Origin of the sequence: Streptomyces sp. NBC_00212, assembly GCF_045206365.1 — a bacterium.
GTDB lineage: Bacteria > Actinomycetota > Actinomycetes > Streptomycetales > Streptomycetaceae > Streptomyces.
In genome coordinates, this window is record NZ_CP108115.1 from 908,601 (window position 1) to 932,188 (window position 23,588).

Annotated in this window: 20 protein-coding genes; 14 read left to right on the forward strand and 6 right to left on the reverse strand. The window is 70.4% G+C overall.

Annotated elements, in window-relative coordinates; translation table 11 throughout:
- Positions 1-35 precede the first annotated feature (35 nt).
- The 3 genes from OHA17_RS04265 to OHA17_RS04275 all read left to right on the forward strand — a co-directional run bounded on the left by OHA17_RS04265 (position 36) and on the right by OHA17_RS04275 (position 4,727).
- On the forward strand, positions 36-1,211 hold the full coding sequence (locus tag OHA17_RS04265; RefSeq protein ID WP_406504169.1) for an ROK family protein: 1,176 nt from the start codon (positions 36-38) through the stop codon (positions 1,209-1,211).
- A 202-nt stretch (positions 1,212-1,413) separates the two neighbouring features.
- Entirely contained in the window at positions 1,414-4,161 is a 2,748-nt protein-coding gene (locus OHA17_RS04270; RefSeq protein ID WP_406504171.1) for a glycosyl hydrolase 2 galactose-binding domain-containing protein, read from the forward strand.
- Positions 4,158-4,727: an SRPBCC family protein gene (locus OHA17_RS04275; protein WP_406504173.1), complete on the forward strand. Its 570-nt coding sequence runs from the start codon at positions 4,158-4,160 to the stop codon at positions 4,725-4,727. The genes OHA17_RS04270 and OHA17_RS04275 overlap by 4 nt, the downstream gene beginning before the upstream one ends.
- Before the next feature lie 40 nt (positions 4,728-4,767).
- Here OHA17_RS04275 and OHA17_RS04280 read toward each other — a convergent pair whose 3' ends face one another.
- Genes OHA17_RS04280 through OHA17_RS04295 form a run of 4 tightly spaced genes read right to left on the reverse strand, consistent with a single transcriptional unit; the run spans position 4,768 to position 8,847 of the window.
- On the reverse strand, positions 4,768-5,913 hold the full coding sequence (locus tag OHA17_RS04280) for an RNA polymerase sigma factor (protein ID WP_406510632.1): 1,146 nt from the start codon (positions 5,911-5,913) through the stop codon (positions 4,768-4,770).
- A gap of 8 nt (positions 5,914-5,921) precedes the next feature.
- Positions 5,922-6,329, reverse strand: coding sequence for a YciI family protein (locus OHA17_RS04285; protein WP_053725410.1), 408 nt, complete (start codon positions 6,327-6,329; stop codon positions 5,922-5,924).
- Positions 6,330-6,373: 44 nt separating this feature from the next.
- Positions 6,374-7,900: a carboxylesterase/lipase family protein gene (locus OHA17_RS04290; protein WP_406504175.1), complete on the reverse strand. Its 1,527-nt coding sequence runs from the start codon at positions 7,898-7,900 to the stop codon at positions 6,374-6,376.
- Positions 7,901-7,929: 29 nt separating this feature from the next.
- Positions 7,930-8,847: an MBL fold metallo-hydrolase gene (locus OHA17_RS04295; RefSeq protein ID WP_406504177.1), complete on the reverse strand. Its 918-nt coding sequence runs from the start codon at positions 8,845-8,847 to the stop codon at positions 7,930-7,932.
- A 136-nt stretch (positions 8,848-8,983) separates the two neighbouring features.
- Here OHA17_RS04295 and OHA17_RS04300 point away from each other — a divergent pair, with 136 nt between their 5' ends.
- Positions 8,984-9,910: a helix-turn-helix domain-containing protein gene (locus OHA17_RS04300; RefSeq protein ID WP_406504179.1), complete on the forward strand. Its 927-nt coding sequence runs from the start codon at positions 8,984-8,986 to the stop codon at positions 9,908-9,910.
- On the opposite strand, the gene OHA17_RS04305 is transcribed toward OHA17_RS04300, so the two are convergent.
- On the reverse strand, positions 9,849-10,595 hold the full coding sequence (locus tag OHA17_RS04305; RefSeq protein ID WP_406504181.1) for a TetR/AcrR family transcriptional regulator: 747 nt from the start codon (positions 10,593-10,595) through the stop codon (positions 9,849-9,851). The genes OHA17_RS04300 and OHA17_RS04305 overlap by 62 nt on opposite strands.
- A 98-nt stretch (positions 10,596-10,693) precedes the next feature.
- On the opposite strand from OHA17_RS04305, the gene OHA17_RS04310 reads away from it, so the two are divergent.
- The 6 genes from OHA17_RS04310 to OHA17_RS04335 all read left to right on the forward strand — a co-directional run bounded on the left by OHA17_RS04310 (position 10,694) and on the right by OHA17_RS04335 (position 16,870).
- Entirely contained in the window at positions 10,694-11,557 is an 864-nt protein-coding gene (locus OHA17_RS04310) for an SDR family oxidoreductase (protein ID WP_406504183.1), read from the forward strand.
- 198 nt (positions 11,558-11,755) lie between these two features.
- Complete coding sequence (locus tag OHA17_RS04315) at positions 11,756-12,259, forward strand: LURP-one-related/scramblase family protein (protein ID WP_406504185.1); 504 nt, start codon at positions 11,756-11,758, stop codon at positions 12,257-12,259.
- Positions 12,260-12,425: 166 nt separating this feature from the next.
- Positions 12,426-13,127, forward strand: coding sequence for a metal-dependent hydrolase (locus OHA17_RS04320; RefSeq protein ID WP_406504187.1), 702 nt, complete (start codon positions 12,426-12,428; stop codon positions 13,125-13,127).
- Positions 13,128-13,322: 195 nt separating this feature from the next.
- Entirely contained in the window at positions 13,323-14,135 is an 813-nt protein-coding gene (locus OHA17_RS04325; RefSeq protein ID WP_406504189.1) for an SAM-dependent methyltransferase, read from the forward strand.
- 281 nt (positions 14,136-14,416) lie between these two features.
- Complete coding sequence (locus OHA17_RS04330; RefSeq protein WP_398873268.1) at positions 14,417-14,830, forward strand: hypothetical protein; 414 nt, start codon at positions 14,417-14,419, stop codon at positions 14,828-14,830.
- Positions 14,831-15,730: 900 nt separating this feature from the next.
- Positions 15,731-16,870, forward strand: a complete 1,140-nt coding sequence (locus OHA17_RS04335; RefSeq protein WP_406504191.1) for a 4-hydroxy-3-methylbut-2-enyl diphosphate reductase — start codon at positions 15,731-15,733, stop codon at positions 16,868-16,870.
- Positions 16,871-16,962: 92 nt separating this feature from the next.
- Here the strand turns inward: OHA17_RS04335 and OHA17_RS04340 are convergent, their stop codons facing one another.
- On the reverse strand, positions 16,963-18,354 hold the full coding sequence (locus OHA17_RS04340) for a hypothetical protein (protein WP_406504193.1): 1,392 nt from the start codon (positions 18,352-18,354) through the stop codon (positions 16,963-16,965).
- A gap of 537 nt (positions 18,355-18,891) precedes the next feature.
- On the opposite strand from OHA17_RS04340, the gene OHA17_RS04345 reads away from it, so the two are divergent.
- Genes OHA17_RS04345 through OHA17_RS04360 form a run of 4 tightly spaced genes read left to right on the forward strand, consistent with a single transcriptional unit; the run spans position 18,892 to position 23,579 of the window.
- Complete coding sequence (locus OHA17_RS04345; RefSeq protein ID WP_406504195.1) at positions 18,892-19,764, forward strand: ACP S-malonyltransferase; 873 nt, start codon at positions 18,892-18,894, stop codon at positions 19,762-19,764.
- Positions 19,765-19,792: 28 nt separating this feature from the next.
- Positions 19,793-21,667 carry an acyl-CoA dehydrogenase gene (locus tag OHA17_RS04350; RefSeq protein ID WP_406504197.1) on the forward strand — a complete coding sequence of 625 codons (1,875 nt, stop codon included), beginning with the start codon at positions 19,793-19,795 and terminating at the stop codon, positions 21,665-21,667.
- Complete coding sequence (locus OHA17_RS04355; RefSeq protein ID WP_406504199.1) at positions 21,664-22,734, forward strand: 3-oxoacyl-ACP synthase III family protein; 1,071 nt, start codon at positions 21,664-21,666, stop codon at positions 22,732-22,734. The genes OHA17_RS04350 and OHA17_RS04355 overlap by 4 nt, the downstream gene beginning before the upstream one ends.
- Positions 22,731-23,579 (forward strand): SDR family NAD(P)-dependent oxidoreductase, encoded by an 849-nt coding sequence (locus OHA17_RS04360; RefSeq protein ID WP_406504200.1) that lies wholly within the window; start codon positions 22,731-22,733, stop codon positions 23,577-23,579. Before OHA17_RS04355 ends, OHA17_RS04360 begins: the two co-directional genes overlap by 4 nt.
- The last annotated feature ends 9 nt before the right edge of the window (positions 23,580-23,588 follow it).

The following is a 23,588-nucleotide window of genomic DNA, read 5'->3' on the forward strand; positions in this document are numbered from 1 at the left end:
GTGAACAGCTCGGACCGATGCGTGAGAATGATGCGATGACCAGCAGCGACGAGGGTGGCGACCTGCCCTGGAACCCGCAGCGGCAGCGCAGTTCCAACGAGCGGCTGCTGCTCGACCGGCTGCGCGCCGGGGGCCCCGCGTCCCGGGCCCAGCTCGCGCGGGACACCGGCCTGTCCAAGCCGACCGTGTCCAGCGCGCTCGCCTCGCTCGAACTGGCGGGCCTGGTCCGCGAGGCGGGCACCATCACCCCCGAGCGGGGCCGGGCCGCCGTGCTCTACGCGCCCGACCCGACGGCGGGTTACGCCCTCGGCGTCGACATCGGCCGGGCCTGGCTGCGGATCGCCCTGGCCGACCTCGACGGCAAGGTGGTCGCCCGCTCCGAGGTCCGCAACCACGCCCGCACCTCGGCCACCATGGCCGACCTGGTCGTCACCAGCGCGCACCAACTCGTCGAGGGTTCGGGCGTGGACGCGGACAAGGTCGCCCAGGCCGTGGTCGGCACCCCCGGCGTGTACGACGCCGAGAAGCGGCGCGTCCGCTATGCCCAGCACCTGCCGGGCTGGGGCAGGCCGGGCCTCTTCGACCAGATGCGGGAGCGGCTCGGCATACCGCTCGCGGTCCACAACGACGCGAATCTGGCGGCGCTCGGCGAGTACACCTTCGGCGTCGGCGCGGGCAGCAGGCTCTTCGTGTACGTCATGATCGGCACCGGCCTCGGGATGGGCGTGGTCAGCGAGGGCCAGCTCTTCACCGGCGCGCACGGCGGCGCCGGCGAGATCGGCTTCCTGCCGTGGCCCGGCCGCCAGAAGCCGGACACCCTGGAGGACGCGGTCTCCGGGGACGCGGTCGTCGCGGCCGCGCGCTCGCTCGGCATGGCGGGCCCGCTCACCGCGAAGGACGTCTTCGACGCGGCGCGGGCCGGAACTTCCCCCGCGGTCAAGGCAGTTCAGCTGGAGGGCGAGCGGATCGCGCACACCGTCGCGGTGGTCGCGGCCGTCCTCGACCCCGATCTCGTAGTGCTCGGCGGCGGCGTCGGCCACAGTGCGGACCTGCTCCTGCGGCCAGTACGGGAGACGCTGCGTACGCTCACCCCGCTGCGGCCGAAGGTGGCGCGGAGTTCGCTCGGGGAGGACGCGGTGCTGCTCGGCGCGGTGGCGACCGCGCTCGGCACGGCACGGGACGTGGCCTTCGAGCGGCGCTCGGCGCACTGAGGACACCGCGTCACCCCTCAGGCCTGCGATTGACATGCCCCTCTCACCCCTCTAGCTTGCTGGTACGAGTTAGTAAGGTTTCTTTACTTGGATTTCTTCACTTGGGCGGTTCCCCTTCGTCGAGTTCGTCGAGCCGCTCCTGAACCCCGAGCTGTTCTCGACTTGAGCTGTTCTCCAGCCGAGTCGCCCTAGCGATGCGCGGATGTTCCGACCAGCCCCCTGGGAGACCGCCGTGTTCCACCGCCCCGCCTCCGTGCGCCGAAGGACCGCCGCTGTCGCGGTACTTGGCCTGGTCCTCGCCCTCACCGCCGGCACCTCGTCGGCGACGCCCAGCACGCCTCCTGCCAACGGCCGGGCGACCGTCGTCGCCTCGACGCCGGGCAGCACGACCGCCCTCGCCGGATATGCGATCCAGTCGACGGCCAAGGTCACCGACTCCCCGGCCGCCGTATCGAGCCCCGGCTATCCCACCACCGGCTGGGTCGCGGCCGCCCCGCGCTCCACGGTCCTGGCCGCACTGCTCGCGGCAGGCAAGTACGCGGACCCCTTCTACTCGACCAACCAGCAGAAGATCCCGAAGTCCGATTTCACGGTCCCCTGGTGGTACCGCTCGGACTTCACCGTCGCCGACACGGCATCGCGCACCTACCTCGACTTCAGCGGGGTGATCTCCGCCGCCGATGTGTACGTGAACGGCAAACAGGTCGCCGACAAGGGTACGGTCACCGGCGCGTACACCCAACACGAGCTGGACGTAAGCGAGTTGGTGAGGTCGGGCGCGAACACGGTGGCCTTCCGGGTCCAGCCCAACGACCCGAAGAAGAACCTCACGATGGGCTGGATCGACTGGCTGCAGCCGCCGCCCGACGAGAACATGGGCATCGTCCGCGATGTGGTCGTCAGACGCGGAGGCTGGGTCGCGCTGCGCGACGCACATGTGGTGACGTCTCTCGCGGTGCCGTCCCTGTCGTCCGCCGACCTGACCGTGAAGGCACAGGCCCGCAACGACTCGGCGGCCCCGGTCACCGCGACCGTCTCCGGCACGATCGGCCAGCTGGCGTTCAGCCAGGACGTCACGCTCAAGCCGCACGAGACGAAGCCGGTCACCTTCACCCCGGCCGACTTTCCCCAACTCCGCCTGACATCACCGCAGGTGTGGTGGCCGGCGGGCATGGGGGCGCAACCGCTGTACGACCTGAACCTGACGGCGTCGGTCGCCGGGAGCGCGTCCGATACGGCTCGCGAGTCGTTCGGCATCCGCGATGTGAAGGCCCCGCTGAACGCCGATGGCGCGCGCCAGTACTCGGTCAACGGGCGCCCGCTGCTGATCAAGGGCGGCGGCTGGTCCCCGGACGAGTATCTGCGCTGGGACCACACCTATGTGGAGGACCGGCTCAAGTACGCACTCGACCTGGGGCTCAACACGATCCGCCTGGAAGGGCACATCGAGCCGGACGAGTTCTTCGATCTGGCCGACCGCTACGGCATTCTGACCCTGCCCGGCTGGGAGTGCTGCGACAAGTGGGAGGGCCAGGTCAACGGCGGCGAGTCGGGCGACAAGTGGACCGCCGCCGACTATCCGGTGGCGAAGGCGTCCATGGCGGCGGAGGCCGCCCGCCTGCGCGACCACCCGAGCGTGATCTCGTTCCTGATCGGCAGCGACTTCGCCCCCGACAAGACGATCGAGAAGAACTACGTGGACGCCCTGAAGGCGGCCGACTGGCCAACCCCGGTGGTGGCCGCCGCGTCCGACAACTCCGCGCCGATCACGGGCAGTTCGGGCATGAAGATGACGGGCCCGTACGACTGGGTGCCGCCGGACTACTGGTACAACAAGCAGGAGGGCGGGGCCACCGGGTTCAACTCCGAGACCAGCGCGGGCCCCGACATCCCCACCCTCGACACCCTGCGCCGCATGCTGTCACCGGCGGAGCTCGACACCCTGTGGAAGTCCCCGTCGGCGAAGCAGTACCACCGCTCCCCCTCCTCCACGTTCGCCACGCTGAAGCTGTACGACGACGCCCTGGCCGGCCGTTACGGCACCCCGACCGGCCTCGCCGACTACGTACGCAAGGCGCAGCTGGCGCAGTACGAGAACGTGCGGGCCCAGTTCGAGGCGTACGGCCGCAACGCGAAGGACGCCACGAAGCCGGCGACCGGGGTCGTGTACTGGATGTTCAACAGTGGATGGACGTCCCTGCACTGGCAGTTGATGGACCGATACCTGGATCAGGGCGGCGCCTACTTCGGTGCGAAGAAGGCGAACGAGCCGCTGCACATCCAGTACTCGTACGACAACCGCGCGGTGTCGGTCGTGAACAGTCGCCGGGACGCGGCCTCCGGGCTCACCGCCCACGTCTCGCTCTTCAACCCGGACGGCACCCGCGCGTACGACCGCACGGTGACGGGTGTGGACGTCGGCGGCGACGGCGCGAGCACCACCGCGCTGACCGTCCCGGCGTCGGTGGGCGGCCTGTCGACCACGTACCTGGCCAAGCTGGTGCTGAGCGACGGTTCGGGCAAGGAGGTGAGCCGCAATGTGTACTGGCTCTCCACCAAGCCCGATGTCCTCGACTACGCCCACACGGACTGGTTCCACACCCCGACCACGGCGTACGCCGACCTGAAGGGCCTGGCCGCGATGCCGAGGGCGACGGTGTCCGCGAGCGGGACGACGAAGGTGGACGCGGACGGCACGTCGACGACGACGGTGACCGTACGGAACACGGGCCCGGGGAAGACCCCGGCACTCCTCACGGACGTACACCTGGTGAACTCCGACGGGACCCCGGTCCTCCCCGTGCAGTGGTCGGACAACCAGGTGAGCCTGTGGCCAGGGGAGTCGACGACCCTGACGGCGACGTACCGCACGGCGGACCTGCACGGCTCGGCGCCGATGCTGCGCGTGTCGGGGTGGAACACGGCGACGGCTACGGTGCCCGGGAATTGACGCGCTTCGCCGAGCTGTGGATCAGCCGGTTCGACCGCGGGCGGGTCAACGCCCTCGCGGACCTGAAGAGAGCATTGGAGCAGCCCCCCATGGACAGCAAGACGTTCGTGTACACGACCTACATCCGCACCACCCCCGAACGGCTGTGGCAGGCCCTGACGGACTCGGCCTTCACCGAGCAGTACTGGGGCCTGAGCTTCGAGAGCGACTGGAAGAAGGGCTCGCCGCTCGTGTGGAAGCAGGGCGGAGCGACGGTGTCCGACCCCGACCAGATCGTCCTGGTCTCCGATCCGTACCGCCAACTCGCCTACACCTGGCACTCGTTCACGGACGAATGGGCGAAGGCCGTGGGCATCGCGGAGGACGTACGGGCGCAGATCGCGGTGGAGCGCCGGTCGAACGTCACCTTCGACCTTGAGCCGCAGGGCGACCAGGTCAAGCTGACCGTCACCCACGACTTCGACCCCGAGGGCATCGTGCACGGCATGTGCAGCCAGGGCTGGCCGCCCGTCCTCTCCAGCCTCAAGACGCTGCTTGAGACGGGCGAGCCGCTCCCGTCCCGCTGAGTCGCGATCTCGGCCGACCGGCCATGACGTCAGCGGGCCGTCAGCGATGCCCGTGGGCGTTGAGCCGGGCGGCCTGGCGCGTCAGGTGGTCGCGTTCGGCGAGGTTGGCCGCCTTACGGGCCGCCTCGGCGTAGAGCCGCGCCGCCGTCGCCAGGTCGCCTTCGCGCTCGTGGAGGTACGCCGCCACCGCGGTGTGGCGGGGCAGCGCGTCGTCAAGGGTGGCGAGCACCGCGAGGCCGGCACGCGGCCCGTCGGCCTCACCGACGGCCACCGCGCGGTTGAGCCGGACGACCGGGCTGTCGGTCAGCCGCACGAGCTCGTCGTACCACTCGACGATCTGCACCCAGTCGGTCTCCGCGGCGGTCTGCGCGTCGGCGTGCAGCGCGGCGATGGCGGCCTGCGCCTGGAACTCGCCCAATTGGTCGCGGGCGAGGGCCGCTTGCAGGATCGCGACGCCCTCGGCGATCGCTGCGGTGTCCCACCTGCCGCGGTCCTGTTCGGCGAGCGGCACCAGGCTGCCGTCGGGCCCGGTCCGCGAAGCACGCCGGGCGTGGTGGAGCAGCATGAGGGCGAGCAGCCCGGCCACTTCGGGGTGGTCGACGACGGCCGCGAGCTGCCGGGTGAGCCGGATCGCCTCGGCCGCGAGGTCGACGTCGCCGGAGTAGCCCTCGTTGAAGACCAGATAGAGGACGCGCAGCACGGTGGCGACATCGCCTGGCTGGTCGAACCGTATGCCGGAGACGGTGCGCTTGGCCCGGCTGATGCGCTGCGCCATGGTCGCCTCGGGCACCAGGTAGGCCCGGGCGATCTGACGGGTGGTCAGCCCACCCACGGCGCGCAGCGTGAGCGCCACTGCGGACGACGGCGTCAGCGACGGGTGGGCGCACAGGAAGTACAGCTGGAGCGTGTCGTCCGCCGAGGGCACGGGCCCGGGCGCCGGTTCCTCCTCCACGCGGTCCTCACGCCGGCGCCGGGCGGTGTCCGCCCGCGTCGCGTCCAGGAACCGGCGCCAGGCCACCGTGACCAGCCAGCCCTTCGCATCCCGCGGAGGGTCGGCCGGCCAGGCGCGGACCGCCTCCACCAGCGCGTCCTGCACGGCGTCCTCGGCCGCCGCGAAGTCGGCTCCGCGGCGGACGAGGACGGTGAGCACGCTCGGCGTGAGGCTGCGCAGCAGTGCCTCGTTCACCGGGGACGTCACTCCGTGATCGTGGGCGGCGCGGCCAGGAACGGGCGCACCTCCAGCCACTCGTGGATCGGCTTCCCGCCCGCGCCCGGAGCCGCGGACAGCTCCCCGGCCAGCTCGACGGCCCGCTCGTAGGAGTCGACGTCGATCACCATCCAGCCGGCGATCAGGTCCTTGGTCTCGGCGAACGGCCCGTCGGTGACCGGCGGCCGCCCCTCGCCGTCGTACCGGACCCACGCCCCCTCGGGAGCGAGCGCCTGCCCGTCGACGAACTCCCCGGTCTTCTCCAGCCGGTCCGCGAAGTCCTGCATGTACTGCATGTGCGCCGAGATCTCCTGCGGAGTCCACTGGTCCATGGGCACGCAGTTGACCGCGGACGGGGCGCCACGGTAGTGCTTGAGCAGCAAGTACTTGGCCATGATGTTCTCCTCGGTACTGATGCGACCCATTGTGGTCGCGCTCACTACGGGGACGGAGCAGATCCCGGGTTCTCGACATGGCCGCCACATCTTTTTTCTGGCTCTTCCGCCGGCTGATGTCTGCCGGAGCGTCTCCCACTCGGTCCGAGTGAGCTCGTACTCAAGGTCCGGGCTTTCGTCCAGCCGGGGTCCCCCGTGCGGGCGAACGCGACCCAGGCGCCGTGTACCTCGGCTGCGAGTCCTGGCGGGGCGGGGTCGGGGCCGAGCAGGCCGGTGTTCCCGTGCAGCCGGGGTTCGTCGGCCGTGTCGAACACGAAGGGCAGTTCAACGGTGTGGGCGGCGCCGAGTCGCCCGTCCAGGGCCGTCGAGCGGTACCCGAACGAGTAGAGGTGGGTGCGGCCGCCCGAGATCCGTGCGTGGGCCTGCGCCATGCGCGTCGTACCGGCTTGGAACAAGGCCTGTCCGAGTACGGCGGAGTGGAGTTCGCCCGGTGTCGCGTTCGGCCGCGCCGCGCGCAGAGCGGCGAGTTCGGTCCCCGGATCTGCCTGGACGCGGGTGGCGGCGGCGAGCAGGTCGGCTTCCGTCGTGGACTCCAGGTGGCCCTTCGGTACGAGGTAGAGGTGCCCTTCTTCGGTGTTGGTGCCGATGAGCAGGTCGACGTTGCCGGCCGGGCCTTCGGCGAGGGTGTCGGCGGGCTGGACCGGCAGGACCAGGCTGAAGGGGCTGAGCCCGGCCAGCGGGTCCCTGGCCGTGCGGGTGTCGAGGTCGAGGCCGGCCAGTGCGGGCAGGATCGCCAGGAAGCGCTCGTCCGGGATCGGGGCGAACGCCTCGGCGGTCGGTTCGACGCCCAGTGCGGCGGCTGCCGCGGCGGCGACCCGTTGCGCCTGTTCGGGGGTGAACGCGCCGGTTCCGTTGCCGCTTTGGATGATCGCCCGCCGGAACAGCCCGGTGGCCCGCGGTGTCGCGAGCAGCGCGCCGGTGAGCGTGGCGCCCGCGGACTGTCCGAAGATCGTGACGTTGTCGGGGTCGCCGCCGAACGCCGCGATCGTGTCCTGTGTCCAGCGGAGGGCGGCGAGCACGTCGAGCAGTCCACGGTTGGCCGGGGCGCCCGCCAGATCGAGGAAACCGGGGATGCCGAGGCGGTAGTTCACCGTCACGAGGACGACGCCGTCGCGGGTGAACGCGCTGCCGTCGTAGAGCGCGGCGCGGTTCGAGCCGGTGACGAAACCGCCGCCGTGCACGAAGACCATGACGGGGCGCCTGCCGTCGTCGGCGGCGGGCGTGTGGACGTCGACGGTGAGGTACTCCTCGCCGGGCACCCAGCCCGGTCCGAAGTAGGGGGTCATGTCGAGTGGGCCGAAGTCGCGGGTCGGCTGGGGAGCGGTGGGCGAGGGCTGCGCGGCGTCGCGGACGCCGGACCAGCCCGGGTGCGGTGCGGGTGGGGCGAAACGGCCGGCCCCGGTCGGTGCCGCCGCGTAAGGCAGGGCGCGGTAGCGTTCGCCGGATCCGCCACGGATGCCGCGCACGGCGCCCGCCGGGGTTGTGACGACTGGATCTGTTTGCTGCGGCACGGGACACGTTTCCTCTCTGGAAGGGGACCTCAGGAGAGGCGGGAGTAGCCCGCCCACTCCTTGATCGCGAACTTCGACCCGCGGCGGACGACCTCTGCGGCGCCTTGGCCGCCGAAGTGCGCCGGGAAGACAAGTGCGTTGTCGTCGGCGGCGCGGCCGAGCAGCTTGTGCCGGGTGGCGCGGGCTTCCGCCGGGTCTTCACAGAAGCAGGAGTTGGTCTCCGGCTCTGCGACTTGCAGCGGCGTGTGCACCAGGTCCCCGACGAACAGGGCCTGATCGCCGCCGGATTCCAGGGTGAGTACGGACGAGCCGGGGGTGTGCCCGGGAGCGAGGTCCAGCCGCAGGTTCTTGTCGATCCGGTACGTCGTCTCCCACAGGTGGGTGAGTCCCGCCTGATGGACCGGCGAGACGCTGTCCTCGAAGACGTTCTGATTCCCGCGGCCCAGTACGGTCGTGTTCTCGTTGGCCGGGTCCCAGAAGTCGAAGTCCCGCCGGGTCATCAGGTACGTGGCGTTCGGGAAGGTCGGCACCCAAGTCCGGCCGTCGAGGCGGGTGTTCCAGCCGACGTGATCGATGTGCAGATGGGTGTTGACCACGATGTCGACATCCTCGGGCCGCACCCCGGCGGCGGCGAGGTGGTCGAGGTAGTCCGTGTCCAGGCGGCTCCACACCGGCGCGTAGGGCCGGTCCTTGTGGTTGCCCACGCCGGTGTCGACGAGAATGGTGCGTCCCTCACTGCGCAGCAGCCAGGACTGGATCGCCGACTGGCACTCGTCCGTCCGGGGGTTCCAGAAGTCGGGCGCCAGCCATGCGCGGTGCTCGTCCCACGCGCCGTCGGGGCTGTCCGGGAAGAACTGGCCCGGGGACATCCGCGCCGAGCCGTAGAACTCTTTGATGCGGGTGACCGTGACGTCTCCGAGAGTGATCTGCTCCGGGTTCTGATCCATGTGGTCCGTCCTCAAGCGGGGTATGTCGCCGAATGAGACCGAGCCTGGACAAGCGAACGGGCCCGCACCACTCCCGCCTTGTCCTACCCCTCGCAGGGTGTGGCTGAGTGCGGGCCGCGCACCGAATACTGGGGCGATGAACGGACCCGGCCCGCTCGGCACCTTCCTCCAAGCCCGACGGGCACGACTGCGCCCCGAGGACGTCGGCCTGCACGACTTCGGACCGCGCAGACGGGTGGCCGGGCTCCGGCGCGAGGAACTGGCCCAACTGGCGGGCGTCAGCGTCTCGTACTACGCACGACTGGAACAGGGCCAGTCCCGCGGCGCCTCGGCCGAGGTGCTCGACGCGATCGCCCGCGCTCTCCTGCTCGACCACCACGAACGCGAGCACCTCGACCGGCTCGCCGACGCCACCCGCCACGCACCCCGGTCACGCCGCCCGCGCCCCGAGAAGCTCACCGACGAAACACGCGACCTCCTCCGCGCCGTCAACGGCGTCCCGGCGATCGTGCTCGGCCGCCGTACGGACGTACTGGCCTGGAACACCCTCGGGCACGCCCTCCTGGCCGGCCACCTGGACTTCCACGGCCCCAACGACCCGGCACGACGCCCGAACATGAGCCGAATACTGTTCCTGGACCCACACTGTCGAGAGCTGTACGCACACTGGGAACCCAAGGCCCGCGCGGTGGTGGGCAACCTGCGCATCGCCGTCGGCAGGCACCCGGACGACCCGCTGCTCTCGGAGCTGATCGGTGAACTGACCGTGAAGAGCCCGGAGTTCGTCGCGCTGTGGGCGGACCACCGCGTGACGCCCTGCGACGCCGCCTCCTACGAGTTGCACCACCCCGTCGTCGGCACGCTGACGGTGACACAGCAGACACTGTCCATCGCCCGCTCACCGGACCAGGCACTCATCGTGTGCACCACTCCCGCCGGTTCCTCTTCCGAAGAGGCCCTCGCGCTGCTCCGGCAGGTGACCGGCCGCCGGGCGCCATCAATCACCCTTCGGCGGCAAGGCGGTTCAGCCACTCCTTCAGCAGATGTTGCTCGGCGCTGCTGAGGTTCGTCCGGTCGGTCAGTGCGGCGCGCAGCGCGCGGGCCGCGCCGGCCGGGCCCGATTCCTGTACTGCGGGCTGCTGGTTGGTGACAGCGGTGACCATGGACTCCCGCAAGGTGGTCAACAGGGCCGGGTTGCGCCGGTCCTGGGGCAGGGACAGCCAGGTGAGGACCGCGCCGCGCGCCGTGGCGTTGATGATCTGGACCGCGAGTTCCTCGTCGACGCGGAGCCAGCCACCCGCGGCGAGGCGCCGGATGCGGCCCCTGAGGATCTCCATACCGGCCTTGAAGGCGGCCGACGACGTCCTGTTGGGCTCGGTGTACATCAGCGTGAACAGTGCGGGGTTGGCCAGGCCGAACTCGATCGCGACGTCCCAGCCCGCTCTCAGGTCGTCGATGGGGTCCTGGGGGTCGGGGTCGACGTGCTTGGTGGCGAGAAACGCGGCGAAGCCGTGCTCGGCCACCGCGTCGAGCAGGCCGTCCTTGTCGCCGAACAGCCGGTAGAGGGCCGGTGGCTGCAGGCCCGCCGCATCGGCGACCGCGCGGGTGGTGACCGCGTCGCGACCCCCGCGCGTCAGCAGGTCGATGGCGGCCTCGACGACGCGCTGCCGGGTCTGTTCCCGGCTCGGGGGCGTGGTCTCGGGCTTGTCGGCGGTGTTGCCGCTCCGGCCGCGTGAAGGCGATGGCATGAATCAATGGTACCGCAGGAGAATTTCCATCGTTATTATCAGTGCTACCTTGAACGTGATTCCACTGGAACCACGCCATCGCGACACTGGAGCACATCATGATCATCGTGACCGGAGCCACCGGGCAGCTGGGACGTCAGATCGTCGAGCGGCTGCTCACGCTCGTCCCGGCGGACCAAGTCGGCGTCAGCGTCCGCGACCCGCGGAAGGCGCAGGCGTTCGCCGACCGAGGCGTACGGGTGCGGCAAGGCAGCTTCACCGACCCCGCCGGCCTCGCCCACGCCTTCCAGGGCGCCTCACAAGTGCTCGTCGTCTCCGTCGACAAAATGGGCGAGGAGTGCGTCAAGCAGCACCGCACCGCGATCGAAGCAGCCGTCGCGGCGGGCGCCCGCCGCATCCTCTACACGAGCCAGATGGGGGCCGGCTCGACGTCGCACTTCCAGGCGTGCCGCGACCATGCCGCCACAGAGGAGATACTGCGCGCCTGTGGCGTGCCGTTCACTTCGCTGCGCAACGGCTTCTACGCCGCCAGCGCGGCGCACTTCGTCGGCAACGCGGCGGAGCGCGGCCGGCTCGTACTCCCTGCGGACGGTCCGGTCGCCTGGACCGCGCACGCCGACCTTGCCGACGCAACTGCCGCCATCCTGGCCGACGAAGGCCGTTTCGAGGGCCCCACGCCGCCGCTCACGGCTCAACAGGCACTCACCTTCGACGACATCGCCTGTATCGTCACCGAGGTCACGGGCCGCACCACGACGAGGATCACCGCACCCGACGACCAGTTCCGGGAGCAGCTGGTGAGCCAGGGTGCCCCGGCTGAGACGGCGGATCAGTTGCTCGGCATCTTCGCCGCCAGCCGTGCCGGTGAGTTCGCCGCCGTCGACCCGACACTCACCCGCCTGCTCGGCCGTGAACCCATAGCCATGGGCGCGGTGTTGCGCGAGCGGCTGTCCAGGGACTGATCCGGAGCCCTGGGTTCCACTTGCCCCACCAGCGCCTTTCCAGGTGCGACTGCTGTCGGCGGCCTTCCATCAAGTTGATTTCAACTTTGCGCAATTCGGCAACTATCATGCACGGCACGGGCGTTCCTCGCTCACGGCCAACGGTTACGCCGCTGGACTCGCGCAGCCCGGGAACGTGACTGACAAGGAGGGGACTTGATGCGTTACCTGGTACGCGATCGCATGCTCGCCTTCCACGAAGAAGCCTGGATCGAGACCGAACAGCGGCAGAAGCTGTACAAGGTCAACAGGAAGCTGTTGCGTCTGCGGACCACGTTCCACTTCATGGACACCCGCGGCGACCAGGTGGCCGGCATCGTCAAGAAGAGGGTGTCCCTCCACCACACGATCCTCATCCGGCGAGACGGCAAGGCAGTGGGCCGGATCAGCAAGCGGAGGTTCCGGATCTTCGGGGACCGGTTCAAGGTCAGCCTGCGGGACGGCCGGCGGCTGAAAGTGGTCGGCAACTTCTGGGACCGCGAGTTCGACATCCAGCACGCGGGCACCACCCTCGCACACATCTCCCGGCGGTGGTTCGGCATCCGTGACGCCTACGCGGTCGATGTGCTGAGCGAGCAGGACGCGACGTTGCTGATCATCCTCGCGGTGTGCGTGGACCACACCCTCGAAGACCGCAAGGGCGAAAGGCTCACCAACCTCTAGGCCATTGCCACCCGAGACGAGTCATGCCGGTTACCCCCCGGTGGAGTTGGCGGCTGTCGACGGGCAGAGCAGGATCCTCACGTCCGGCAGGCGCTCCGGGAGCGCCTGCCGGACTCAACAGAGCGCCGCTGAGGCGGCGCCCGATCGGGAGAGAACGAACAACGCCATGATGGGCCACTCTCATGCCGTCAGCGGTGCCCTGCTCTTCGCGGGGACCGCGCCGTACCTGCCGCCGTTGGTACTGCACGCGCATCTTGCGCCACAGGAAATCCTGATGGGCACCGTGCTGTGCGCCGGCGCCGCGCTGCTGCCCGACCTGGATCACCACGACGGAACCATCGCCAACTTCCTGGGTCCGGTCTCCAAGCTCCTCTGCCGGTTCGTCGCCTGGATCTCCGGCGGCCACCGCCACGCCACGCACTCGCTGTTCTTCGTGGCCTTCATGACCCTGGGCAGTTGGGCCGGAGTTTCCTACCTGGGCCGACCGTTCACCCTGAGTATGACCTTCTTCCTGCTGGCCCTCGCGGTGCGCGCCCTCAACATCTGCCCGCCCGGCCATGGCTTCCACGCCTGGGGCACCATCGTCGCGATGGCCGGTGTCGGCACGGCCGCCATCGCCAAGTTCATCCCGTCGGCGCCCGGTTGGCTGCCCTACGCCATCGGCCTCGGCTGCCTGGCTCACCTTCTGGGGGACTCGATCACCAAGCGCGGCGCCCCGTGGCTGTGGCCGCTCAAGAACCGCTACGAGATCGTGGTGATCAAGCGCAGCGGAAACAAGCTGGAGACGGAGATACTCACCCCGGCCATGGGCGTGGCCACCATCGCGCTGCTCTGGTTCAGTGTGCTCTCGCCCCACCCCATCAGCTGACGGACCGACGGACCGTGCGAGCAGCTCGACCGGCGGGCCGGTGGGGATGTTTCCACCCCGGCCGGGGGGGGGCATGGCAGCCGAATCCCGGGACGTCGTGATCCACGAGCATCACAATGGCAGTAACGTTCCGCTGTCGCCGTGGCGGCCAACCGTCCAGGACTCCTCGTGGGTGAGCAAGAGAAAGAGGAAGACGTGAGTGAGAGCCAGCACCCGTCCGACGTGTCGGGCAGGCTGAATACCGGGGTCGCGCACAACGCACGGGTGTGGAACTACTGGATCGGCGGGAAGGACAACTACGAGGCCGACCAGCAGGTTGGTGACCAGGTCGCCGCGATGTTCCCAGTGATCCGGGACGTGGCTCGCGCGGACCGTGCCTTCCTCGGCCGTACGGTCCGATTCCTCACCGCCGACTGCTCGGTGCGGCAGTTCCTGGACATCGGCACCGGACTGCCGACCCTGGACAACACCCACGAGATCGCCCAACGGATCGCACCCGAGTCCCGGGTCGTCTACGTCGACAACGACCCCATCGTGCTCGTCCATGCCCGCAGCCTGCTGACCGGCACTCCCCAGGGAGTCACCGATTACATCGACGCCGACGTCCACCACCCGGACCGCGTCATCGAGGGCGCCTCGGACACCCTCGACCTTGAGCGGCCCGTCGCTGTCCTGATGCTGGGAATCCTCAACTTCGTCCTCGACACGGGCCAGGCGCAGGACATCGTGCGCCGCATCATGGCCTCGGTCCCCTCCGGCAGCTATCTCGCCCTCACCCACCCCACCACCGACACCGACCTCGGCGGCGAGGGCAACATCGAAGCCATGAAGTTCTGGAACAAAAACGCCACGCCACCGATCACCGCCCGCAGCCGCGCAGAGATCAGCGCCTTCTTCGACGGCCTGGACCTGCTCACTCCCGGTCTCGTGTCCTGCTCGCAGTGGCGCGCCGAGTCCAACTCCGCTGCCGTACTCCCCCAGTTCGGCGCAGTCGCCGTAAAACCCTGACAGACGCCGGCACGTCTACGCCGAAGGACAATGTGCAGGCGCCTGGTGCCGTGCTCGCCGCCCTACGCCTGCCGCGTGACCGCAGCGCCGCCGGCCACGGTATAAGTGCAGCCTCGACCCGCCAGCGAGTGGCTCGCCAGCATCGGACCAGCGAAGTGAGTGTTGGCCCAAATGGGGGCAATTGGTGACGTATTGCGCATGCTCGTCGTTCCAAGGGGCGACGGGCTTCCCTCAGGACGAGCCTGTCACCCCTCTCTGATCCACCGAACGGGAGCACAACCGTGATCAAGCAGGTTCTCGCCGGGGCGGTTTTCGCCACCGCCGCAACGATGGCCATCGCCGCGCCCGCCTCGGCCACCACGGGCCCCCAGGCCCCCAAGACGCCCGCCAACGGGCTCCAGAGCATCCCCGCCAGCGCGCTCGCCGGCATCCTCGCCAACGCGCTCGCGCAGGGCGCGACCGTCAGCGGCACCGGTGCCACGGACTTCGCGACCCGCAACGGTGACACCGCCATCGTCGGCGAGGCGGGCGGCATCCTCAACACCTACGGTGCCTCGCTCGTCAACGTCGACGGTCGCTGCCTGGTGCCGCTGCCGGAGGGCGAGGGCATCGGCGGGCACCTCCTCGGCGGCCCCAAGGCCGCGTGCAACATCGCGCCCGTCGACCAGTTCCAGGCCCCGCAGAAGCTCCTCTGACCCTTCAAGACCGCTGACCTGCCCCACACAGCACACCGGCCCCGTGCTGCTGCCCGCACACCCTCAGGTGTGGGCAGCGGCACGGGGCCGGCAGGCACGTAACCACGCTGATACCTTCGCCGCCAGCACGGCGAGGGAAAGGCGGCGAGCCCGGCACTGGGTGCGATCTCCCCGTTCCGTGCCAGCAAACGAACTCCACACACGCCGCCCAGCGACAGCACCCGGCGCCCACCCCATCTCCCATCCGCTGACAGTGGCAGCGCGTACGCCGCGTCCCAGAGACGGCCCACACGCTCCTGTGGCCCCTGCGGGGACGGGCGCTGCCCCACCCAGGATGGTGACAGCGGTCGGTGTCACAGCGGCGAGGACGGTACGGATGCGCGTGGAAGCCCTTTTCGCGGTGGTCTGATCGGACACGACAGAAGTGCCGTCCTACCCTCCGGTGCACGACATCGACCGCAGCGCTCCCACCCGAATGAGCCTGATCCACCAGCCCAGCTCACGGGATTGCCTCAGCTGTCCCACCAGCAGGTCCTTCCGCGGATCGGCCTGCCGGTGACGACCGGAAAGGTCGAGGGGCCAGCACCTGCACGGCAGTGTCTCGCGTGATCACCGACCGCGACAGATCCTCCCGGTCCCTCTCCTGCCGGACCGCCAACTCCGCTGCCTCGGCCCGGAGTTCTGTCACACGCTGTCGAGCCGCGGCCTCCCGCGCCGGAGTCTTTCCTGCAACGCCCGCAACGACACACACCATGGCGCCCCACCTCCACCTGTCCATGGTGGGAGCACGGGGGCATCCGGCGGCAACAGGAGCAAGTCCCTGCCTCAGGTCGAACCGCACACGACTTCGTGGGAGGCGCCCCGTGACGCGCGTCCTCTCTCTTCCCCTGGAGTAATTCGATGAACCGCAGTGTGCTGTTGGAGACGCTGGAGGGCTGTGTTCCCGCAAGGCGGGGCGCCTTGATCGTGGCCCGGTCGTGGATGCATCCCGATCGGGGCCGGGTCGGCTGTCCGGCGCACCCCGCTGTGATCGCGGCCGCCGAAGAGGCCGGCCTCGCCGTCCAGGCGTGGGACCTGGGCGTCGAGCAGCAGGTGAGCGGGGAGACGACTCGTGGCGAGGGAACGATCTTCGCCGTGTCGTACGAAGATCCGGGAGGTGGTTTCCGCGGTCTCGCGGTCGCCGCGCATCGCGCGGACTTCGCCGCGAGGGCGTGGGCCGGCGAAGAGATCGCCTCGTGGCGGTCGGTGATGCGCACCCGTCGGACCTTCACCCTTGATCCTGCCGACGGTCCCGCGCCGCGCAGCGGGGACACCGCGGCCTTTGCGGGGGTGTTCCCGGCGCAGCCCGAACCGCAGGACAGCGCATGGGCGGCCTGTGGTTGCGCTACTCAGGCGCGTTGCCCTGCAGCAGGGCACAGCGCGTCCGCCATGCGTTCCTTCCGGGCGCGAGGGGATGAGGTTGTGCTGGTGGGGGAACCTGTGTGGGGCTCAGGCGTCGGCGTTCCGGTTGAGTCGGGGGGCGGTGAGTCGTACCGGGTCAGGTCGGTCCGGGATGCCGAGGCTCTCACGGCCTGTGCGCCGGAGCGACTCGCTTTCGTGGTCGCGCCAGGCAGCGTGAGCGTCGAGGTTGCCCGGTTGCTCGCGGTCCTGCGCAGGAGGTTTCCCCGCTTGCGCGGACAGCACCCTGATCAGTGGTGCTACACCATGACCGACCTCCTCTCTGCGGCGCGTTCCTCGCTGGCCGAAAGCGATGTGCTGTTGCTGGCGGGAGCCGGTGCCAGTCCGGTCACGGCCGCTGCGCAGGCTGCCGCCGCCCTGACGCCGGTCCACCGGATCAGTGCGCTGGGCCAGCTTCGGCCCCGCTGCATCGATGTCGCAACGCTGACGATCGCCGACTGCGGAGCCCGGTTGGGTGGCCAGGTGCTGCAGGTGTTGTCCGGTCTGGGCCCGCTCGGCGTGCTGAGGCGTGCGACCCGTACCGAGTCGGTGCCCGTGGCGTCTCCGGTGGGCGGTGAGCAGACCGGCCGGGTCCGCTCCTGATCGCCGCACGGCCGGTGGTACGAGCCGGGTTGATGACTGATCGCTGTTCCTTGCCCGTGTGGGTCAAAGGCCTGTTGCTTTTGGGGTGCGGCTCATGGCGGGTCCTCTGCGTCCTTCCCGGTCGCGCGTCGGGGCCGTAGTTGTTGTGCTCGGTCGAGGAGGGCCGCAGCTGCGCGGTTGTGGCGGTAGGGACGTATGCGAGCGATGAGTGTGGCGAGGTGTCCATCCACGCGGGCGCTGCTGATCTGGGAGTGCACGGTGAGGAATTCGGCCCAGGTGTGACAGGCGAGTTCGAGACTGCCGCAGTTGAGCTGGGCCTCGGCGAGCTGGGCGAGGGTGATGGCGCGGGAGCGGTTCTCGGTGGGCGGCCGGTGGCGCAGGGAGGCTTGCAGAGATGTGGCCGCCCGGCGGTGATCACCCAGACTGCCCGCGACGACGGCGTGGTGGAGGGCCAGAGCTGCCGGGTGGTAGGCGCCGACCGGTGACGTGCTGGAGGCTGCCCCGTCGAGCAGGCGCTCGGCGGCTGTCAGATGGCGGGCGGCGGCCTTCGGGTCGTTCAGGCTCGCGCGGGTCACGGCGAGCTGGCCGAGGAAGAAGGCCTGTTGGCCGGGCGGGGTGTGGGGGAGGCCGAGGCTGACGGCCTGGGCAGCGAGCCGGTCGGCCTGCGGGAAGTGCCCCAGCGCGTGAGCCTGGACGCTCAGTCCTCGCAGGCCCAGTGCGTAGCCGGCTCGGTCGCCCGCCTCGTGGGCCAACGCGAGCGAGGTGAGGTAGTACTGCTGGGCTCGGCGGTGGAGGTTGGAGTCGAAGTGGGCGAAGGCACAGAGGTAGGCCATCTGCCCGGCGACCGTGCACAGACCGCGACGGAAGCGGGGCTCGGCCGGCAGCCGGAGCCACCCGGCCGCACTGATGGCCAGAAAGCGGCTCAAGGCCTCGCGCATGACACCGGCGCCGAAGCAGGCGTCGGCCCGGGAGAAGACCGGCAGCAAGGACTGGCAGGCGGCCACCTGCTCCGGCCCCACGACCGGGTCCCCCGTACGGGTGCTGACGGACCGTTCTGCCCGCGGTGCCCAGGTCGGGAGGGCCAGCCCGGCAAGGCTGTACACGGCGCCGAGAGAGTGGCCGCCCTGGCCGGGTGGCTCGTTGAGGTGTTCCAGCATGTCCACGGCAGCGTCTCCCCACGGCACTGGACCGCTCGCACCCGATTCGGCAGGAGCAGGGTTCAGGCCAGTGTCGGTGACGCTGACGGGTCTGCCCAGGGCTCGGGACAGCACTTCTGCCGCGAGTTGGGCGATGTGCGGGCGGGGCCGGGTGCCGGCGAGCCAGTGGGACACCGTGGTCCGGTCGTAGGTGAGCGGCCACCCCTGTTCTGTCGCTGCCGCATTGAGCTCGCGGGCGAGCCGGGCACCGCTCCAGCCCGTTTCGGACAGCAGCCGGCGCAGTGGCTGGTTGGGAATTCGGCCGGGTGTCGTGCGGCGGGACGGCATGGGCACTCCGCTTTGCGACGTTCAACATCCGTTTCTGTTCAACACGTTGCCCCCTGGAACGCCGCGTCCCTGAGGCCGAGGCGGAGCAGTCTTCAGAGTGAGACGTGAACGGGAGCAGCGGAAGGGCGCATTGGGGCGTTCGTCCGCGTCAGCGTGGGCGCCCGTACGTACATGCCATGTCTCGGTCCCTCAGAATTGCCACGCCGAGGTGACGTAATGCCCGTGACGGGTATCCATGGTTCTCCTGTGGTCCGCGACCACGGCGGCACGGCCGGTCCCCGCTGTTCCGAACACCTTTCCTGGACGGCGGCTGGGCTGCTCGCCCAGGTCTTCGGCGACCCGACGGCCGGTTGGACCCGGCGCCGGGACGACGGGCCGCCCTCTTCGGGAGCAGTACCGGCCGGTCCTGAGGAGAACACCGTGCAATGGCAGCGGACGAGTACGACGGCCGCGCCTGATCCCCGCCATGTTCACCTCTTCGCAGGGCAGGGGGACTTCCCCTTGTCACCGCTGCTTCGGGCGGCTGGTGCGCACGGGATGCTGCGCCGGGTCATGGGTGAGGTGTTCGAGGAAGTGGACCCGGTGGCGAAGCGCCGCGGACTGCCGATGCTGGCGCCGTGGTTGCTGGGTCCGGCACCTCCCAACGGGCGTGATCTCGCGCGGGCCCCGGTGGGGGTGGCGCAGTTGGCCTTGTTCGGGGCGTCTTTGACGGTGCACCGGGCCCTCAGCGAACGCTTTGGGCCTCCTGACGCGGTGGTCGGGGTCAGTTTCGGGGAGATCGCCGCGTTGACCGCGGCAGGCGTCTTCGACGTGCCTCAAGGGGCGGCGATCGCCTGGGAACTGGGCCGAATCCTGACGAGTTCCTGTCCGGGCGGTCTGACCCTGCTGGGCTGCGGGCAGGCCGCGGCCCGCGGCATGGTGTCGCAGGCCGGCGGCCGGGAGGTCGTGGTGGCCTGCGTGAACGACCCCCAGGAATGCGTTGTCAGCGGCCCCGTCGATCAGTTGCGGCGGGTGGAGAAGAGCGCTGCCGCGACGGGCATCGCTTCCGCGCGGCTCCGGCTGCCGTTCTCCTCCCACCATCCTGCGCTGGGCCGGCAGGCCGAGGAGTTCGCACAGGTGGTCCGCCGCTATCCCACACAGCCCATGAGCTGTGCGGTCCTGTCCGCCGTCGCCCGCCGCCCCTACGTTCCGGGAGACGACGTGCCGGCCCGCCTCGCCGACTGCCTGGTGTGGCCCGCCCATGTACCCGATGCCGTCGCGCTGGCCACCGGGCATGCCCTGCCCGGACAGAGGGTGCGGCTGTTCGAAGCCGGCACTGGCAGCGCCTTGGCCGCGAACGCCCGGCGGATCCTGAAAGGGCGGTCCGTCACGGTGCATGCGCCACTGGCCGATCCCGGCTTCTCCTGGTGACCGCCCCTCCCCCGCTCCGGAGGCCCCCATGAACGCCCCCTCACTCCCCCGCTCCGACACCGGCCCGCTGCACGAGCTGGTGCACAGTGGCTGTGCGCCAACGTTCCTCGCGGCCCTCCACGAGGCACTGCGCCACCACCCCGCGCCCGACCCTCCCGACCCCACCGGCAGGGACGCCCGCCTGACGGCACGCCTGCGTCAGCTGACCCGCGCCCTCCCCCGGGCCAGGGACCTGTTCCGCTCCCCCGCACAGCTCGCCACCCTCATCGCCTGGAGCGCGGCGGCCGAGCCGGCCCTGTGCATGACCGTCATCAATCACAGCGTCCTGGGGCTGGGTTCCCTGATCTGTCTGGCCCCTGACCACGGCCCTCTGCGCGAACAGTTCGAGACGCTGGAGACAGCCCGCGCGAAGTGCTCCTACCTGGTCACGGAGATCGGCCAGTCCAACAGTCACCTGGCCACCCGCACGGTCGCCGAATTCGATGCACAGACCCGTGAGTTCATCCTGACCACGCCGGACCAGGGGGCGGTCAAGTTCTCCAGTACCGCCGCCCACGGCATCCCCCGCGTCGGCGTCGCCCTGGCCCGGCTGGTCGTGGAGGGGGACGACTGCGGCGTCTTCCCGTTCCTGGTCGAACTCAGCGACGCATCCGGTCCGCGGCCCGGCGTCGAGATGACCGGCCCGGTCGAACTCAGCGCCCTGCCGCTGGACTACGCCTACGTCTGCTTCACCGGCGTACGGCTGCCATGGGAGCACTGGCTGCGCGACGATGCGACCATCGGCCCGGACGGCGCCTTCCACGAACCGCTCGGCTCACCGGACCGGCGCCTGGCGCGCACGCTGTGTGTGGGGCAGGCCCTGTGGGCCACGCTGCCCGCCGCGGCCGCGGCCCTCGCCCGGCAGGCCGGGGTGGCAGCCGTCCGCTACGCACGCCGGCGCCGCACCCAGGGGCGCCTCGCCCCCGGTACACCGCTGCTCGACTACCGCAGCCAGCAACATGCGGTGCTCGGCGCCATGGCCGATGCCTTCGCTCTGACCTGCGCCGCCGCCCGCGCCCTTGAGCTGTGGACCGCCTCCCGGTCCGCACAGCGCAAGGGCTATCCCGACGGCACCGACCCCATCGGGTTCGCCCCGTGGTCTGCCGTGAGCCGGCCGCTGTCCGCGTACAAGGCCCACAGCATCCGTGAGGCAGCGCGGATCACCGCCCTGTGCCAGCGCCACTGCGGGTTCGCCGGATTTCTGGACGCCAACCGTCTCGCCTCGTATCGCGGGTTCCTCGAAGCTTTCGAACCCGCCGGCGGAGACAGCCAGTTGATCTGCTACGACCTCGGGCGGGCCCTCGCCGACGAAGTCACCGCACCTTCATCGGACGACGTCACGCCCTTGCCGCCGCTCCAGGACCCGCAGTGGTGGCCCACGTTGCTGCGTCGGCACACCCAGGAGCTCACCCGCCGGCTGACGACCCGTCGTGACGCTTTCGCCGCGGCGGGCCACCACGCCAAGGACAGCTTCGCGGTGTGGAACCCCCTGCTCGACGAAGCGGCCGAGCTCGGATCCGCGTACGCCGCCCGGCTGGCCGCCGATGACGTCACCCGCACCCTGACCGCGATCACCGATCCCGAGACCCGGAGCCGCCTGGACCCACTCGCCGCGCTGCACGGCGCCCTGGCAGCCCGCCGCCATGCCGGCTCCCTGCTTGCCGCGGGAACGCTGGCCCCCGCCGACCTGGACGAGCTGCCGCAGGTCACCGACCTGCTCTGCGACGCGGTTCTGCCCCACCTCCGCTGGCTGGAGGACGCTTTCGCCCTGCCCTCAGACGTCGTCCCCGCCCCCCTGGGAGCCGAGGACTACAACCAGGCCCTCGCCCAGACCCTCACTTGGAAGCATGGAGCGATGTCATGAACCGTCCCGCTTCCCCACGCCGCATCGGAATCCGCGGCATGGGCAGCTACCTGCCCCGGCATCTGCGCACCAACGAGGAGGTGGCCTGCCAGACCGGAGTGAGCGCCGAATGGATCCACGAACGCACCGGCGTCCGCAGCCGGCACATCGCCGCCCCCGACGAAGCCGCCTCCGACCTCGCCGCCTGCGCCGTGCGAGCCGCCGCCACCGCCGCCGGTCTGGACGCGTGTGACATCGGCCTGCTGATCTGCGCCACTTCCACCCCCGACGAACTCGGCCCCTCCACCGCCTGCCGTATCCAAGCCCTCCTCAAAGCCGACCACGCCGTGGCCCTCGACGTCAGCGCAGCCTGCTCCGGCTGGCTCTTCGCCATCAAGGTGGCCCACGACTGGCTGCGCGCGGAACGCGCACCCCGCTACGCCGCCGTGGTCGGCGTCGAGGCCTACTCGAAATTCCTCGACCCCACCGACCGGGCCACTTCCGTGCTCTTCGCCGACGGAGCGGCTGCCGCCATCCTCGGCCCCGCCGACCTCGAAACGGGCTTCCAGGACTTCTCGTTCGGATCCGACGGCACCCTCGCCGATCACGTCCTCATCCCCGCCGGCGGCAGCCGAAACCCCGCCACCGCGGCCACCCTGGCCGACAAAAGCCATTGCATCCAGATGGACGGACGCGCTGTCGGCCGCTTCATCAGCGCCATTTTCCCCCGCCTGGTGAGCGAGGCCCTCACCCGCAACAACCTGGACCTGGGCGACCTCGACTGCCTCATCGCCCACCAGCCCAACCCGGTCCTGCTGCACCGCCTGGGCGAGGAGCTCGGCCTCGACGCCGGCACGCTCGTCATCGTCGGCGACGAGGTCGGCAACATCGGCGCGGCCAGCGCCCCCTACGCCCTCACCGCCGCGGCCGCACGCCATACCCTGCGCCCCGGCGCCCGCATCCTGATCACCGTATTCGGAGCCGGCATGACCTGGGGCAGCGCCCTGCTCACCTGGAGCGGTGCCCCCGCCGTACGCATCGGCCCCACCCCCGTCGCCCAGCCCCGACAAGAAGGGACCCTCACATGACCACTGCTCCCAGCGCCCTCGACCGCTTCCGCATCGACGGAGCGCGCGCCCTGGTGACCGGAGCCTCCCGAGGCATCGGCAGAGCCGTCGCACTGGCCCTCGCCGACGCGGGTTGCGACCTCGCCGTGTCCGCCCGCACCTCAGCCGCCCTGGACGCCACCCTGCGAGGCGTCGAAGAACGCGGCCGCAAGGCCGTCGCCGTCCCGGCCGACCTCACGCACCCCGGCGCACCGGCCACCGTCGTCGACCAGGCAGCCGCCTTCTTCGGCGGCCTCGACATCGTCATCCACAACGCCGGCGCCCTGCCCACCGCACCGGACGGCTCCCCCGTCATGGTCCCCCTGCAGGGCAGCGAACAGAGCCACTGGGACCAGGTCATCGCGCTCAACGTCAACGCCACCGCCGCGCTGTGCCGGGCCGCCCACCCCTACCTGGCCGCCTCCCGGAGAGCCAGCCTGACCCTCATGTCCTCCGTCGCCGGACTGGTCGGCACCCCCATGATGGAGGCCTACGCCGCCTCGAAAGCCGCCCAGATCTCCCTCGCACGCAGCCTCGCCACCGGCTGGGCCCGTCAGGGCATCCGCGTCAACGCCCTTTGCCCCGGATGGACCCGCACCGACATGACCGAATTCGCCGCCACGGGCCCGCTCTCCGACTGGCTGATGGCGCACGTCCCGCTCGGCCGCTGGGCGGAACCCGACGAAGTCGCCCTCGCGGCCCTCTTCCTGGCCGGCCCGGCCGCGGCATTCCTCACCGGCCACGCCCTCGTCCTGGACGGCGGCCTGTCCGTCCCCGACGGAGGACTGGCCGGCATCCCCAAACCGCCCTCGCCATTCGCCGCCTGACCTCGCTCC

Coding starts and splice junctions, on each gene's coding strand:
- OHA17_RS04300 (WP_406504179.1), top strand. CDS start 8,984: ATGAACGGACCCGGCCCGCTCGGCACCTTCCTCCAAGCCCGACGGGCA.
- OHA17_RS04350 (WP_406504197.1), top strand. CDS start 19,793: ATGAACGCCCCCTCACTCCCCCGCTCCGACACCGGCCCGCTGCACGAG.
- OHA17_RS04340 (WP_406504193.1), bottom strand. CDS start 18,354: ATGCCGTCCCGCCGCACGACACCCGGCCGAATTCCCAACCAGCCACTG.
- OHA17_RS04295 (WP_406504177.1), bottom strand. CDS start 8,847: ATGGATCAGAACCCGGAGCAGATCACTCTCGGAGACGTCACGGTCACC.
- OHA17_RS04320 (WP_406504187.1), top strand. CDS start 12,426: ATGATGGGCCACTCTCATGCCGTCAGCGGTGCCCTGCTCTTCGCGGGG.
- OHA17_RS04355 (WP_406504199.1), top strand. CDS start 21,664: ATGAACCGTCCCGCTTCCCCACGCCGCATCGGAATCCGCGGCATGGGC.
- OHA17_RS04285 (WP_053725410.1), bottom strand. CDS start 6,329: ATGGCCAAGTACTTGCTGCTCAAGCACTACCGTGGCGCCCCGTCCGCG.
- OHA17_RS04335 (WP_406504191.1), top strand. CDS start 15,731: ATGAACCGCAGTGTGCTGTTGGAGACGCTGGAGGGCTGTGTTCCCGCA.
- OHA17_RS04315 (WP_406504185.1), top strand. CDS start 11,756: ATGCGTTACCTGGTACGCGATCGCATGCTCGCCTTCCACGAAGAAGCC.
- OHA17_RS04310 (WP_406504183.1), top strand. CDS start 10,694: ATGATCATCGTGACCGGAGCCACCGGGCAGCTGGGACGTCAGATCGTC.
- OHA17_RS04270 (WP_406504171.1), top strand. CDS start 1,414: ATGTTCCGACCAGCCCCCTGGGAGACCGCCGTGTTCCACCGCCCCGCC.
- OHA17_RS04345 (WP_406504195.1), top strand. CDS start 18,892: ATGCTGCGCCGGGTCATGGGTGAGGTGTTCGAGGAAGTGGACCCGGTG.
- OHA17_RS04360 (WP_406504200.1), top strand. CDS start 22,731: ATGACCACTGCTCCCAGCGCCCTCGACCGCTTCCGCATCGACGGAGCG.
- OHA17_RS04305 (WP_406504181.1), bottom strand. CDS start 10,595: ATGCCATCGCCTTCACGCGGCCGGAGCGGCAACACCGCCGACAAGCCC.
- OHA17_RS04265 (WP_406504169.1), top strand. CDS start 36: ATGACCAGCAGCGACGAGGGTGGCGACCTGCCCTGGAACCCGCAGCGG.